General features: G+C 71.4%; 8 protein-coding genes and 1 pseudogene. 3 read left to right on the forward strand and 6 right to left on the reverse strand.

All coding sequences use genetic code 11. The features are described 5' to 3' along the window. Positions 1-58: 58 nt before the first annotated feature. The 4 genes and pseudogenes from ACFYOV_RS03850 to proB form a co-directional block, all read right to left on the reverse strand. Positions 59-650: pseudogene (locus ACFYOV_RS03850) on the reverse strand (hypothetical protein). Between the two features lie 71 nt (positions 651-721). Further along, on the reverse strand, positions 722-2,008 hold the full coding sequence (locus tag ACFYOV_RS03855) for a glutamate-5-semialdehyde dehydrogenase (protein ID WP_389082376.1): 1,287 nt from the start codon (positions 2,006-2,008) through the stop codon (positions 722-724). Positions 2,009-2,102: 94 nt separating this feature from the next. After that, positions 2,103-2,567 carry a hypothetical protein gene (locus ACFYOV_RS03860; protein ID WP_389082379.1) on the reverse strand — a complete coding sequence of 155 codons (465 nt, stop codon included), beginning with the start codon at positions 2,565-2,567 and terminating at the stop codon, positions 2,103-2,105. Between the two features lie 131 nt (positions 2,568-2,698). After that, entirely contained in the window at positions 2,699-3,826 is a 1,128-nt protein-coding gene (gene proB, locus ACFYOV_RS03865) for a glutamate 5-kinase (RefSeq protein ID WP_389082381.1), read from the reverse strand. A 250-nt stretch (positions 3,827-4,076) separates the two neighbouring features. On the opposite strand from proB, the gene ACFYOV_RS03870 reads away from it, so the two are divergent. Further along, complete coding sequence (locus tag ACFYOV_RS03870) at positions 4,077-6,152, forward strand: hypothetical protein (protein WP_389082384.1); 2,076 nt, start codon at positions 4,077-4,079, stop codon at positions 6,150-6,152. 69 nt (positions 6,153-6,221) lie between these two features. Here ACFYOV_RS03870 and galE read toward each other — a convergent pair whose 3' ends face one another. After that, complete coding sequence (gene galE, locus ACFYOV_RS03875; RefSeq protein ID WP_389082451.1) at positions 6,222-7,193, reverse strand: UDP-glucose 4-epimerase GalE; 972 nt, start codon at positions 7,191-7,193, stop codon at positions 6,222-6,224. A 340-nt stretch (positions 7,194-7,533) separates the two neighbouring features. On the opposite strand from galE, the gene ACFYOV_RS03880 reads away from it, so the two are divergent. Together ACFYOV_RS03880 and ACFYOV_RS03885 are read left to right on the forward strand one after the other, a co-directional pair. Continuing rightward, positions 7,534-9,765 carry a CDP-glycerol glycerophosphotransferase family protein gene (locus ACFYOV_RS03880; RefSeq protein ID WP_389082386.1) on the forward strand — a complete coding sequence of 744 codons (2,232 nt, stop codon included), beginning with the start codon at positions 7,534-7,536 and terminating at the stop codon, positions 9,763-9,765. A 24-nt stretch (positions 9,766-9,789) separates the two neighbouring features. After that, positions 9,790-13,353, forward strand: a complete 3,564-nt coding sequence (locus ACFYOV_RS03885) for a CDP-glycerol glycerophosphotransferase family protein (protein ID WP_389082389.1) — start codon at positions 9,790-9,792, stop codon at positions 13,351-13,353. 88 nt (positions 13,354-13,441) lie between these two features. On the opposite strand, the gene ACFYOV_RS03890 is transcribed toward ACFYOV_RS03885, so the two are convergent. Then, positions 13,442-14,572, reverse strand: a complete 1,131-nt coding sequence (locus ACFYOV_RS03890; protein WP_389082391.1) for a glycosyltransferase family 2 protein — start codon at positions 14,570-14,572, stop codon at positions 13,442-13,444. Between the last annotated feature and the right edge of the window lie 410 nt (positions 14,573-14,982).

Genomic DNA, 14,982 nt, shown 5'->3' on the forward strand with positions numbered 1-14,982 from the left:
ATAAACGCCCCGCCGCCCGACAAGTTCTGACAGGTTCTCACCGGGCTGACACCCGGTCTCAGGGGCTTCGCGGGATGACCGGCACGGGCGGCTGGGAGTAGTCCGCGGAGGCCGACGGGGCGGCCCCGCCACCCTGCTCCAGGCCGGTCGAGGCGGGTGGCGGTACCTGCTCCTGGCGGTTGGAGGAGGCACCGCGGTAGACGGCCGAGAAGGCGAGCACGACCATGCCGATGCCCATCACGAGGGCGAGCACCCAGGCGACCGGGCGGTGCCAGCGGACCTGTCTGCCGTAGGGGCCCGGGGAGCCGTAACCGTCCTCGAGCAGGTCGAGGTCGTCGTCCGGGTCGTCGAAGTCACCGTCCCTCCGGTAGAGGCGGTACCCGTCGTCGTAGCGCTCGCCTCTGGCGTGCGTGCGGTGGGCCTCGGCCTCCGAGGCCTCGGCTCTCGCCTGCGCGGCGGCCAGGAGGCGTTCGACGGCGGTCGGCTCGTGCACCACGGCCGCCCGTACGAAGTCCTCGTCGAAGACCACGGAGGCGAACTCTTCGTCCGACACTCCGCGGTCGTGGTCGTCGTCGGGCTCCCAGCCGTCAGGGAACGGCGTACCCCCCACGTCCTCCGGCACAGGATCCAGAGTAGTCGCGGGGGGTCAATTTGGGCAGACGGTATGGAAATTCATCCGGCTGCGAGACGCCTTCGCGGCGCCCGAGCGGCCGTCCGCGGCTCAGCGCCGCACGTGCCCGTCGCCGGTGACGATGTACTTCGTGCTGGTCAGCTCCGGCAGGCCCATGGGGCCGCGGGCGTGCAGCTTCTGCGTGGAGATGCCGATCTCCGCACCGAAGCCGAACTGGCCGCCGTCGGTGAACCGGGTGGAGGCGTTCACGGCGACCGTGGTCGAGTCCACCCATTGGGTGAACCGCCGGGCGGCCTGCTGCGAGGTGGTGACGATGGCCTCGGTGTGGCCGGAGGTCCACAGCCGGATGTGCTCGACGGCCTTGTCCAGCGAGTCCACCACCGCGGCGGCGATGTCGTACGACAGGTACTCGGTCTCCCAGTCCTCCGCCGTGGCCTCGACGACCGTCGCCTTCGAGTCCTTGGCGTACGCCATCACGCGCTCGTCGGCGTGCACGGTCACCCCGGCGTCCGCGAGGGCGTCCAGGGCACGCGGCAGGAACTCGGGCGCGATGTCCTGGTGGACCAGGAGGGTCTCGGCGGCGTTGCAGACGCCGACCCGCTGGGCCTTGGAGTTGACCAGGATCTCGACGGCCATGTCGAGGTCGGCCGCCGCGTCGACGTAGACGTGGCAGTTGCCGGTGCCGGTCTCGATGACCGGGACGACCGACTCCTGGACGACCGTGTTGATCAGGGAGGCGCCGCCGCGCGGGATGAGCACGTCGACCAGGCCGCGGGCGCGCATCAGCTCGCGCACGCTGTCCCGGCTCTCGCCGGGGACGAGCTGGATCGCGTCGGCGGGCAGCCCCGCCCCGCCGACGGCGTCGCGCAGCACGCGCACCAGCGCGGTGTTCGAGCGGTACGCCGAGGAGGAGCCGCGCAGCAGGACCGCGTTGCCCGACTTCAGGCACAGGGCGGCGGCGTCGACGGTGACGTTGGGCCGGCCCTCGTAGATGATCCCGACGACGCCGAGCGGCACCCGGACCTGGCGCAGGTCGATGCCGTTGGGCAGCGTGGAGCCGCGCACCACCTCGCCGATCGGGTCGGGCAGCGCTGCGACGTCACGCACGTCGGAGGCGATCGCGCGGACCCGTTCCGGCGTGAGCGTGAGCCGGTCGATCATGCCCTCGCTGAGCCCGGCCTCGCGCGCCTTGGCCACGTCCTGGGCGTTGGCCTCGACGATCTCGCTCGCCCGGACCTCGAGCGCGTCCGCGACGGCGAGCAGCGCGTCGTCCTTCGCGGCCCGCGGCAGTGGGGCGAGGGTGGCGGCGGCGGCCTTGGCCCGGTAGGCGGCCTGGCCGACCGGGGACATCGAGTCGTACGGCGAGAACGTGGTCATGAGGGAAGGGTAGTGCGGCCGGGCGGCCCGGTCGGCGGTCATCCCAAACCGCGAGACACACGCTCAAAACGGATGGCCCGGGGGCCGGCGGGACTCAGAAGGGGTGCACGCCCACCGGGCGGGCCGGCGGCGGGCCGTAGCCCTCGGCGACGCGCTGGTGGTAGGTGGCCCGGTCGATGACCTCCAGGCCGACGATCTCCCAGGGCGGCAGCCCCGCGGTCTGCCGGTGCTCGCCCCACAGGCGCAGGGCCACGGCGGCCGCGTCGTGCAGGTCGCGGGCCTCCTCCCAGTAGCGGATCTCCGCGTGGTCCTCGGCGTACCGGCTGGTCAGCAGGAAGGGGTGGTCGTGGGCGAGCTGTTCCAGGGCGCGCCGCACGTCCGTGATCGGGGCCCGCCGGCCGGAAACGCTGAGGGTGACGTGCCACAGGCGGGGGGTGTCGACGGGTTCGCCACCCTTGAAACGGTCACCCGTCGCGACGCTGGTCAGGGCGCGTTCCTCGCCGGCCGCGCGGGAGCCGGCACCACCGCGGGACGCCGTCCCAGGGCGCACTCGTCTCACGACGGCCTCCTTCACGCACGGACCGACCGGGGTCGGGCGGGGATGTCTCCGGGACAAAGTTGAGCAGGCCGCGAGGGATCGTGGGGCGGTTTTGCGGAACGTCCACCACCGGGGGCGGACGTTTTGGAGCATTACGGATGCAGGACCACCAGATCGTCCCTGTGTACGACCTCGCGTTCGTACGCCGGGCCGAGGTCCCGGGCGAGCTCGTGGGTCGAGCGGCCGATCAGCCGCGGGATCTCCTTGGCGTCGAAGTTGACCAGCCCGCGGGCCACGGCCCGCCCCGCGCGGTCCCGCAGCTCGACCGGGTCGCCCGCGCTGAAGTCGCCCTCGACGGCGGCGATCCCGGCAGGCAGCAGCGACTTGCGGCCCAGGACGACCGCGCGCACCGCCCCGTCGTCGAGGGTGAGCGAGCCCTGCGGGGTGGAGGCGTGCTGGAGCCACAGCAGCCGGTCGGCGGAGCGCTTGCCGGTGGGGTGGAAGTAGGTGCCGGTGTCGCCGCCGGTCAGGGCGTCGGCCGCGTGGACGGCGCTGGTCAGCACCACCGGGATGCCGGCGGCGGCCGCGATCCGGGCGGCCTCGACCTTGGTCACCATGCCACCGGTGCCGACGCCGGCCTTCCCGGTGCTGCCGATCTCGACGTGGGCGAGGTCCCGCGGTCCGCGCACCTCCGCTATCCGGGAGGTCCCCGGCCGGCCCGGGTCGCCGTCGTAGACGCCGTCCACGTCGGAGAGCAGCACCAGCAGGTCGGCGCGCACCAGATGGGCGACGAGGGCGGCGAGGCGGTCGTTGTCGCCGAAGCGGATCTCGTCGGTGGCGACCGTGTCGTTCTCGTTGACGACCGGCAGGGCGCCCATCGCGAGCAGTTTGTCGAGGGTGCGCGAGGCGTTGCGGTGGTGGGCGCGGCGGCTCATGTCGTCGGAGGTGAGCAGCACCTGGCCGACCCGGACGCCGTAGCGGGCGAGGGAGGCGGTGTAGCGGGCCACCAGCAGGCCCTGGCCGACGCTGGCCGCGGCCTGCTGCCGGGCGAGGTCCTTGGGGCGGCGGCGCAGCCCCAGCGGGGCGAGACCGGCGGCGATGGCGCCCGAGGAGACCAGGACGATCTCCTTCTCCCCGCCGCTGCGCACCTTGGCGAGGACGTCGACGAGCGCGTCCACCCGGTCGGCGTCCAGACCGCCGGACGCGGTGGTCAGCGACGAGGACCCGACCTTGACGACGATCCTGCGGGCCTCGCCCACGGCCTGCCTTGCCCCAGCCACTGTGCCGCCCGTCCCCTCGCCTCGTCGTGCTCCGCGCCGATGCGGTCGCCCGCCTGGCAATCTACGCGAAGCGGGCCCGGTGACGCGCACCGGTCCAGCCTGTGGGCAGGGATTCCGACAGAGCGCGGCCGGGAGCGGCGCGGGTCTTCCCGGGGGCCCGCGCGGACCCCACGCGGACACGCGCGTGTCGTTGGGAGGTCGCCGCGCGTTAACCCGTACGGCCGACCGGCTCCGAACCGACGCTCCTGGAGTGACCGCAGTGCCCGTACCGATCCCCCGCCCGCAGACCCTTCTGAAGGGGCTGGTGACCGCCGTGCTCGCCGGCGCCTTCGTCACGCAGGCGGTCGCGGCGCTGCGGCCGCACGTGCCGCTGCTGGTCGCCGCGACCGCCGTGTCCCTGGTGGCCGAGGGCGTGCTGTACCGCTGGCAGCCCGGGATGCTGTCGCTGTTCGCCAAGTCGCACGCGGACCTCACGGTCCGCCATGTGCTGCGGGACCTGCTGCTGGTGGTGGGGCTCGTGCGGCTCGGCGAGCAGGACCGGGAGACGCAGTACGCCCCGCTGGTCGGCGGGCTGCTCGCCTTCTACGCGCTGCACTGCGCGATCCAGGCGGTTTCGGTGCTGGTCCGCCGCACCCGGACGCTGCCCGTGGTGACCCGGAACATCGACGCCTCGGCACTGCGTCTGTCCCCCGCGCCGGCCGTGCTGCTGCGCCGCCCGGGGCACCGGCTGCTGGTGTTCGGCCTGCCCTCGACGGCCGGGCTGCTGGTCACGGCGGCGCTGGAGGAGCCCCGGTGCGCGGCGGCCGGCGTCGCGCTGTCGCTGCTCGCGGCGCTGACCGGCCTCGGCGCGCTGCTGCTGCGGCTGTTGCCGTCGCGGCGGCCGGCGGGCGAGCAGGAGGTGCTGGACTGGTTCGACGCCTGGCTGGCCGGCTACCGGCCGACGGTGGGCCTGTACTTCTCGGGCGGGATCTCCTCGGCGTACCAGGCCAACATGTGGCTGGAGCCGCTGGCGAAGCTCGGCGGGCGGCCGGTGATCGTGCTGCGGGAGCGGTTCATGGTGCCAAGGATCGCGGCGACCGACATCCCGGTCGTGTGCCTGCCGAAGGTGTCCACCCTGATGCGGCTGGAGCACTCCTCGCTCCAGGTGCTCGTCCACCCGTCGAACTCCGGCAAGACCTCACAGGTGCTGCGCATCCCCACGATCAGGCACGCCTTCGTCAACCACGGCGAGAGCGACAAGCTGTCGTCGTGCAACCCGTACGCCAAGGCGTACGACGAGGTGTGGGTGGCCGGTCCGGCGGCGCGGGAGCGGTACGCGCTGGCCGAGGTCGGGGTCGAGGACAAGGACGTGGTGGAGATCGGCCGGCCCCAACTGGACGCCGTGCTCCCGTACGCGGGCCCACCTGCCGGGCGGTGGACCACCGTGCTGTACGCGCCGACCTGGGAGGGCTGGGACGGCAACCCGGGCAACACCTCGGTGATCGCGGCCGGCGAGAGCTTGGTGCGGGCGCTGCTCGCGGACCCGGGGGTGCGGCTGCTCTACAAGCCGCATCCGCTGACCGGCTCGGTGGATCCGCGGGCGGGCGCCGCCGACCGGCGCATCCGGGAGCTGATCCGCGCGGCGAACCGGGACCGGTCCGGGCCGCGTCCCGCACCGTCGCCCGAACTGATTTCACTGGCCGCGGAGTTGGAGCGGCTGACCGCGGCCTCGTCGCGTCCGGGCGCCGACCAGGTCGAGCGGATGCTGCTCCAGTCCGCCCCGGAGCCGGGCCGGGCGGAGGCGGTGGCGCGGGTGACGGCGGCCTGGGAGGAGGCGTACTGGGCGTCGCTGCCGGAGTGGGAGCACCAGGTGATCACGGACGTCAGACCGACACTGTACGGCTGCTTCGACGTCGCCGACCTGTTGATCAGCGACGTGTCCAGTGTGATCAGCGACTTCCTGGCGAGCGGAAAGCCGTACGCGGTGGCGAACACCAGCGGCCTGTCCCCAGAGGCGTTCCGCGCGGCGTTCCCGACGGTGGCGGCGGCGACGGTGCTGTCACCGGACGCGACCGGGGTGCCGGCCCTGCTGGAGTCGGTCCGTCGTCCGGAGAAGGACGCGTGGGCCAAGGCCCGCGCCGAACTGAAACTGCGGCTTCTGGGCCCGGCCGAGCCGTCGGCCCAGGCCCGCTTCGACGCCGCGGTACGGGCGCTGTGCGCGGCCGCCGCGGAGCACCGGACGCGGGTGGCGGGGCGCCGGGCGGCCGAACTGCCGGGGCAGCGCACGGGCCGCGCGCCGCGGGCCGTGCCTCCGGCGGAGGGACGGCCGCCCAGGGTGACGGCCTGAGGACCGGGGCGGACCCGCTCCGGGCGGCGCGGGCGGCCCGTCCCCGCCGGGGGTGAACGGCCCACCGGGTCAGGGGCGGTGGTGCCGCCACCCCTGCCAGGCCGACTCGATCATCTCGTCCAGCCCGTACCGGGCCGTCCAGCCCAGTTCCTCGCGGATGCGGTCCGCCGCGGCCACGACACGGGCCGGGTCGCCGGCGCGGCGGGCGGTCACCTCCGGGGTGAGGTCCTCGTGGGCGGTGACCTTGAGGATGCGGTCGACCATCTCGCGCACGGAACTCCCCTCCCCACGCCCGATGTTGAGCGTCAGGGCGGTGCCCCGGGGGGCCTCGTCGAGCCGCCGCGCCGCCGCCAGGTGGGCGGAGGCGATGTCCTGCACGTGGATGTAGTCGCGGACGCAGGTGCCGTCGGGCGTCGGGTAGTCGTCGCCGAAGATCCGCGGCGCCTCCCCGGCCTCCAGCCGCTCGAACACCATCGGCACGAGGTTGAAGACGCCCGTGTCGGACAGTTCGGGGGACGCCGCTCCCGCCACGTTGAAGTAGCGCAGCGAGGCGCCGCGGATGCCGTACGCGGTGGCCGCCGCCTTGATCAGCCACTCGCCGACCAGCTTGGTCTCCCCGTACGGGCTCAGGGGCGCGCAGGGCGTGTCCTCCGTGACGAGGTCCACGTCCGGCATGCCGTAGACGGCCGCGGAGGAGGAGAACACGACCTTGTCGACGCCGGTCGCGGACATGGCCTCCAGGAGGGTCTGCACTCCGGTGACGTTCTCCCGGTAGTAGTGCAGCGGCCGGTCGACGGATTCGCCGACCTGCTTCTTGGCCGCGATGTGCACCACACCTGTCACAGCATGGTCACGAATCGCCTGCTCCAGCAGGTCACCGTCCAGGACGCTGCCGACGACGAGGGGCACCCCGTCCGGCACCCGGTCCGCGCTGCCGGTGGACAGATCGTCGTAGACGACCACAGACTCACCGCCGTCGCGCAGGGCCCGCACCACATGCGCGCCGATGTATCCGGCTCCACCCGTGACCAGCCAGCTCATCCTCATGCCTCCAAGGTCGTAGTCACTGCATGCAGACTCTTCCGCGGGCCGCGGAAAATCGAATCCGACACATGGGGCATCAGGGAGAAAGCGACCCAATCCCCTGCCGCCGGGGCCGCCGTTCCCCCGCTTCAGGAGGGAGAGAACAAGGGCAACAAGAACCTTACGAAATCGGGTGATTCCGACACTGGCCAGTCTTCGGACATCCCGCTACCTTGCCCACGGAAACTTCACGTGAATCCTTTACGCTGATGCGGCGACGCACTCCAGGCCCACGGACGCCCGGAGCACAGACCGACCCCCGTGCGCACGTGGTCAGTTCTCGGAACAGGTTGTAAGGATGCCCAGACTCTCTCTCGTTGTCCCTGTGTTCAAGGTGCAGGGCTATCTGCCGGAGTGCCTCGACTCCATACTCGGGCAGAACTACACGGACTTCGAGATCATCGCCGTCGACGACTGCTCGCCGGATGGCTCGGGTGCCATTCTCGACCAATACGCGGAAAGAGACTCCCGCATTCATGTGATTCACCTCACGGAGAATGTGGGCCTGGGACGTGCGCGCAACGCGGGACTGGAGAAGGTCCAGGGCGACTACGTCCTGTTCCTGGACAGTGACGACACCCTGTCCGACGGTGCGCTGGAGGCGATATCCGAGCGCCTCGACGCCACCGGGGATCCGGAGATACTCGTCTACGACTACGCGCGCACCTACTGGGACGGCCGGGTCCGCCCCAACCAGCGTGCGGCCCTGCTGAAGCAGGAGGGTCCGGACGTCTTCACCCTCGCCGACCGCCCGGAGCTGCTCCACCTGCTCCAGATCGTCTGGAACAAGGCCTACCGCCGCGACTTCGTCGCCCGCACCGGGCTCACCTTCCCGCCCGGGTACTACGAGGACGCCCCCTGGACGTTCTGCTCGATGATCAGCGCCGGGCGCATGGCGGTGCTGGACCGCGTGTGCGTGTACTACCGCCAGCGGCGTGAGGGCGGCAACATCCTCAAGACCGTCAGCCGCAAGCACTTCGACGTCTTCGACCAGTACGGCCGCGTCTTCGACTTCCTCGACGCGCACGAGGAGCTCGGGCGGTGGCGCGGCCCGCTGTTCCGCAAGATGGTCGACCACTACCTGACCGTGCTCGAAAACCCGGGCCGGCTGCCGCAGAACGCCCGCGCGGAGTTCTTCCACCGCGCCGCCGCCGACTACCGCGCCCGTCGTCCGGAGGGCTTCCAGCGGCCGCCCGGCGGCCGGGGCCACAAGTACGCGATGCTGGAGCGGGACGCCTACGCGGCCATGGTGAGCGCCACCGCGGCCGTGAAGCTCAGGCGTTCGGTCACCAACCGCGCCCGGACCGCGATCGGCCGGTCCAAGCGCAGCGCGATGGGCGTCTTCTACCAGTCGCAGCTGCGGCTCCCCCTCGACGAGAACCTCGCGCTGTTCTCCGCCTACTGGAGCCGCAGCGTCTCCTGCAACCCCGCGGCCGTCGACGCCGAACTCGCCCGGCTCGCCCCGCACATGCGCCGGGTGTGGGCCATCCGGCCGGACGCGGTGGACCAGGTGCCCGAGGGGGTGGAGTACGTCCCTGTCGGTTCGCGCGAGTACTGGGCGGCCCTCGCCCGGGCCAAGTACCTCGTGAACAACGTGAACTTCGCGGACGCCGTGGTGAAGCGGGAGGGCCAGGTGCACCTCCAGACCCACCACGGCACCCCGCTGAAGACCATGGGCCTGGACCAGCAGAAGTACCCGGCCTCCACGCACATGGACTTCGAGAAGCTCCTCGAGCGGTGCGACCGCTGGGACTTCAGCCTCAGCTCCAACCGCTTCTCCACCGCCGTGTGGGAGCGGGTCTACCCCTGCTCGTACGTGTCCCTGGAGACCGGCTACCCGCGCAACGACATCCTGGTGAACGCCACGGCCACGGACGTCCGCCGGGCACGCGCGGCGCTGGGCCTCGCCGACGGCGGCAAGGCGTTCCTGTACATGCCCACCCACCGCGAGTACCAGCCCGGGTTCACCCCGAGCCTGGACCTCGCGCGGCTCGCCGAGGAACTGGGCCCCGACGTCACGCTGATGGTGCGCGGGCACTACTTCTACGGCACCTCCCCGCACGTGGCCGAGCTGCGCCGCAGCGGCCGGATCGTCGACGTCTCGGCGCATCCCCGGGTGGAGGAGCTCTACCTGGCCGCGGACGCGCTCATCACGGACTACTCGTCGGCGATGTTCGACTACGCGGTCCTGGACCGGCCGATCATCATCTACGCCCCGGACTGGGACATCTACTCCGCGGTCCGCGGCACGTACTTCAACCTGCTCCAGGAGCCGCCCGGTGCGGTCGCCACCTCGCAGGCCGCCCTGATCCAGCTGCTCGGCTCGCAGGAGTACCGCGGAGCGGACGCCGCCGAGCGCCGTGCCGCGTTCCGGCGCCGGTTCTGCGAGTTCGACGACGGGCGCGCAGCCGAACGAGTGGTGCGACGCGTCTTCCTCGGCGAGGAGAACCCGCTGCCGTTCCTCCCGTTCACCGAACGATCCCACGCACCGACCCCCGACCAGGCGCTCGAACCGGTCGAGCGGGCCTGACCCCCGGAAGGAGACCGAAAAGCCATGGCCCCTCGGCTCAGTGTCATCGTCCCCATCTACAACGTCGAGCGTTATCTGCCCGCGTGTCTGGACTCGCTCGCCGCGCAGACGTTCAAGGACATCGAAGTCCTGATGGTCGACGACGGCTCCCCCGACGACTCCGCCTCCATAGCCGCGGCCTACGAGAGCCGCGACCCGCGCTTCAAGCTCATCCGCAAGGAGAACGCCGGACTCGGAGCGGCCCGCAACACCGGCATCGCCCACATGTCGGCCGAGGCGGAGTTCCTCACCTTCGTCGACAGTGACGACGTGATCCCGCCGGACGCCTACCGGCTGATGATCGCCAGCCTGGACGAGTCCGGCTCGGACTTCGCCACCGGCAACGTCTTCCACCTCAAGGGCGAGAAGTCGTGGCAGGTGCCGCTGCTGAAGATGCTCGCCGGCGAGGCGCGCAAGGGGACCCACATCTCCAGGTACCCGAAGCTGATCGCCGACCGCATCGCCTGCAACAAGATCTTCCGGCGCACCTTCTGGGAGAAGGAGGGCTTCGTCTTCCCCGAGGGGATCCTGCACGAGGACATCCCCGTCGTCCTGCCCGCGCACTACCGGGCCGAGGCCGTCGACATCATCGGCGAACCGACGTACTTCTGGCGGCTGCGCGAGGGCGAGTCGGCGCCGTCGATCACCCAGCGTCGCAAGGAGCCGCAGGCCATCCGGGACCGTGTGACCGCGGTGAGCATGGTCAGCGACTACCTCGCGCAGCAGCCGGGCGCGGAGTTCGCCGAGTACAAGCGCCAGTACGACGACCGCGTGCTCCGCGACGACCTGCGTCTGTTCCTGCGGGTGCTGCCGGACGCGACGGCGGAGTTCCACGAGGCGTTCCTCGAGGCCGCCAACCGCTACCTCGACATGATCGACCCGAAGATCGTCATGGCGCTGCCGACGGACCTGCGGGTCCAGTGGCTGCTGGTGCGCAAGCACGCCATGCCGGAGCTGATCGCCCTGCTGGCCTCCCAGCGCCGCAAGGAGCCGATCGAGGTCTCCGGGACGTTCCGCAAGTACGCGAGCTTCCGCACGCTGGAGGAGAGCGGCTTCGAGCTCCCCAAGGCCGCCCTGCGCATCGACGGCGACCTGGACCTGCGCGCCCCGCTGCGCTCGGTGGTCTGGCAGGACGGCAAGCTGGTGCTGTCCGGCGACGCCTACATCGACAAGATCGACGTCTCCACCAGGCGCAGCAGCGTCAAGATCGTCCAGCTCAAGCGGCACGGTTCCCGCCGCCGTATGTTCCTGCCGGCCAAGAACGTCCACCGTCCGGAGTGCACCACCGACTCCGGTCAGCAGCGGTACAACTACGACTGGGCGGGCTGGGAGCTGGCGTTCGACCCCGCCAAGCTCCGCAAGGGCGGCACCTGGCAGGAGGGCCTCTGGCACGTCGGCATCAATGTCTACGCCTCCGGCCTGGTACGGCGCAGCGGCGTGTGGACCCGCGGCGGCTCGGCCGCGAACTACCCTCCGTACCAGTGGCTCGACGAGGACTTCCGGCTGCTGCCCACCGTGGAGCGCAGCGCGCTGAAGCTGCGCATCGAGAAGGTGCGCGCCCTGATCACCGACCGCCGCCTGGACGGTGACGCGATCGAGGTCAGCGGTGACATCCGGGTTCCGCTGAAGCCCGGGGAGACCCTGTCGTTCCGCCTGAGCCACGCCAAGAGCGGTGAGGTGCGCAAGTACCCCGTCGAGGTGGCTCAGCAGGCCGGCGGGACCACGTTCCGCACCAGGGTGCCGCTGGAGGACGTGGCGCTGCTGCACGCCGAGTCCGTCGACGACAAGGCCCAGCCCGACCGCCGCCAGTGGAGCACGGCCCTGCTGGCCGTCTCCGCGGACGGCGAGGAGCGCCAGTTCAGCAGTGTGGTCCGGGAGGGCCTGGAGGACCTCTCCTTCGACCTGCCGGCCTCCTTCGGCGAGGCGGGCGCCCACCGGGAGATCGCCCTGATATCCGGCCACAACGGCTATCTGAAGATCATCGGCCGGACGCGCCGCGCGGTGATCACCGGGATCGGCCTGGAGGGCGGGCAGATCGTGGTCCGCGGGCGCGGCAGCCGCGAACTCGACGGATCGGACCTCGTGCTGAAGGCGACCAACCGCTTCGACGAGCGCAAGGCGGCCGCCGACTGGTCCGAGGACGGCACGTTCACCGCGGCCTTCGACCCGTCCGTGATGGGCGGCTCCGGCCAGGTGCCGCTGAAGGCGGGCCGCTGGAACCTGCTGCTGCGCTCATCGGACGCCCAGGTGCCGGACGCCCCGTTCGTCATCGACCGGCTCGCCCTGGGGCAGTTCCCGCTGCACACCGAGCTGAGCGGTCGCCGTTACTGGTTCGAGAACCGCTGGGGCGGCTTCCCGCAGCTCAACTGCCGCTCCGAGCTCAGCGACCTGGAGCGCGGCCCGTACCGCCAGCTCCAGCTGCGCCGCGAGGTGTACCAGCCCGGCCGCCAGGAGCCGCTGCGCGACCAGGTGTTCTTCCTCAGCTACAACGGCAAGCAGTACTCCGACAGCCCGCGCGCCATGCACGAGGAACTGCTGCGCCGCGGCAGCGACATGAAGTTCCTGTGGGCCGTGCGCGACGGCCAGGTGGTCCTGCCGCCCACCGCGGAGAAGGTGCGCATGTGGGGTCGCGAGTGGTTCGAGGCCCTGGCCACCTCCCGCTACATCGTCACCAACGGGCACCTGCCCGAGTGGGTGGAGCGCCGGCCCGGTCAGGTCATCGTGCAGACCTGGCACGGCACGATGCTGAAGAAGATCGGCCACGACATCGAGACGCTCTACTTCGACCGCGAGTACCAGAACCGCCTGGCGCTCGAGGCCAAGAACTGGAGTCTGCTCGTCTCCTCCAACCGGTTCTCCACGCCGATCCTGAAGCGTGCCTTCTCCTACGACGGGGAGATCCTCGAGGCCGGTTACCCGCGCAACGACTACCTCTACTCGCCCGACCGCGACAAGATCGCGGAGAAGGTGCGGGAGACGCTCGGCATCCCGAGCGGCAAGAAGGTCGTGCTGTACGCGCCGACCTGGCGGGACGACCAGTCGCACAGCGCCGGTCAGTACCTGTTCGACCTGCGGATCGACCTCGAGGACGCCCGTCGCCGGCTCGGCGAGGACCACGTGCTGCTGATCCGCCGCCACTCCAACGTCGTCGACGCCGTGCCCGGCGCCGGCAACGGCTTCGTGTGGGACGTCTCGGAGTACCCGGACATCGCCGACCTGTACCTGGCCGCGGACATGATGATCACGGACTACTCGTCCGTGATGTTCGACTACGCCCACCTGGGGCGTCCCATGCTGTTCTTCACGTACGACCTGGAGCACTACCGGGACACGCTGCGCGGCTTCTACTTCGACTTCGAGAAGGACTCGCCCGGACCGCTGATCGCCACCTCCGAGGAGCTGGTGACGGCGATCCGCGACATCGACGAGGTGTCGGCCGAGTACCAGGAGCGGTTCGAGCGGTTCCACCACCTGTTCTGCGACCTGGACGACGGCCACGCGTCCCGGCGGGTCGTGGACCGGATGCTGGAGCAGGCCAAGGAGGTCTGAGCGCCTCGGGCGGCCGGGAGGCACCCGAACCGCTGAGGGCCCGGCCGGGGCGATCGCCCCGGCCGGGCCCTTCTCCCTGCTGCGGAGGTCAGCGCGACAGCCACCTGCGGACCCGGCCGCGCAGCCGTGGGGTGGCCCTGGCCGGTCGGGTCCGCGTCTGCTTCTCCTGGGTGGGCGGCGGGGACGGGGACGGAGCCTGGGACTGCGTCTTGGCCGGCTGGGCGGCAGGCCTGGGCACGAGGGTGCTGAGGGCCGTGAGTTCCTCCACGAGCCCCTCGGAGATCAGCAGGCAGCGCAGCCGGGCGAGCGCGGGCAACGAGGCCACCAGGTCCGGCGGGAAGTAGGCACGCAGCAGTTCGCCGGCGAGCTTCACGTGCAGCGCCCGCGTCCCTTCCGGCAGTTCGGCGAAGGGGGCGTTGAAGCGGCCGAGCACCTCCAGGGTGAGCCAGCGGTACAGCAGGTCGTTGCGCCCGCGGCCGGGCGGGACGTGCTCGGCCACCACGTCCAGCACCCGGCGCACGTTCGCGTAGAACGGTTCGGGGTCGGGCGCCTGCTGCGTCAGGTGCGCGACGCCGTCCCGGCGGACCAGGTGGTAGCAGTCGTAGTCGGCCACGACGGAGATCGACCGGGCCAGCAGGTACGCCGGCACCACGAACACCTGCTCCTCGGCCAGCCTGAGCCCCTCGGCGAAGCGCAGCCCGTGCTCCTCGACGAGGGAGCGCCGGAAGAGCTTGTGCGCGGTGAGGGTCCAGACGGCCTTGGTGGTGAAGACGTCACCGGCTTCCACGTTCTTCCGGAACGGTGTGACCGGGGCCTTGCGGCCCACGCCCCGGATCTTCCCGAGCACCACGTCGGAGTCGTCGCGGCGGGCGGCCGCCACCATTCGCTCCAGCGCCTCGGTGCCGAGGTAGTCGTCGGGGTCGGCGAAGAACAGGAACTCGCCGCGGGCCATCTCGATGCCCCGGTTGCGCGGACCCCCCGGCGCACCGGAGTTCTCCTGGTGAACGACCCGGATCCGTCCCGGGTGACGTCGCGCCCACTCGTCGAGCAGCGGTCCGCTCCCGTCGGTGGATCCGTCGTCCACGCCGATGACTTCGAGGTGGTCGAGGCCGATGGACTGGCCGACGATCGATTGCAGGCATTCCGCCAGGTGGTCGGCGGTGTTGTAGACCGGAACGACGACCGAGACGGTGAGACCTGTGGTGGGCTCGAGGCCCATGCGTCCCCCCTGGAGCATAGGTTGTGACGATCGACGAGGCTCAGGAAAGGGTCAGTTTCTGGGCCTTGTCAGTCTTTTCACCGTAACTCCCGTTCATCTTCGGCACGTTGCGTAGACCCGTCGGTTGCCACAAGGTGCTGTAACAGTTGACACCTCGTCACTTCTGGAACAACGTACGGACGGTGTTCGCTTCTCAGCCCCGGAGAGATGAGCGGTACGGAGGGCGCGCGGTCGTCGTCCTCGGTCGCCGCGATCCCCCCGGCGAAGACCGACGAGCCGTGGGGGGGCCCCCCGGGGGGGGAGCCCGGGGCCCCCCCCCCGCCCCCCCCGGGGGGGGGGGGGGGGGGCAGGGGCGGGGGGGGCGGGGGGCGGCCCCCCAAACGAACCCCCCCCCCGCCCCGGGGGCCCCC

This window comes from Streptomyces sp. NPDC005931 (assembly GCF_042871235.1).
Lineage (GTDB): Bacteria > Actinomycetota > Actinomycetes > Streptomycetales > Streptomycetaceae > Streptomyces.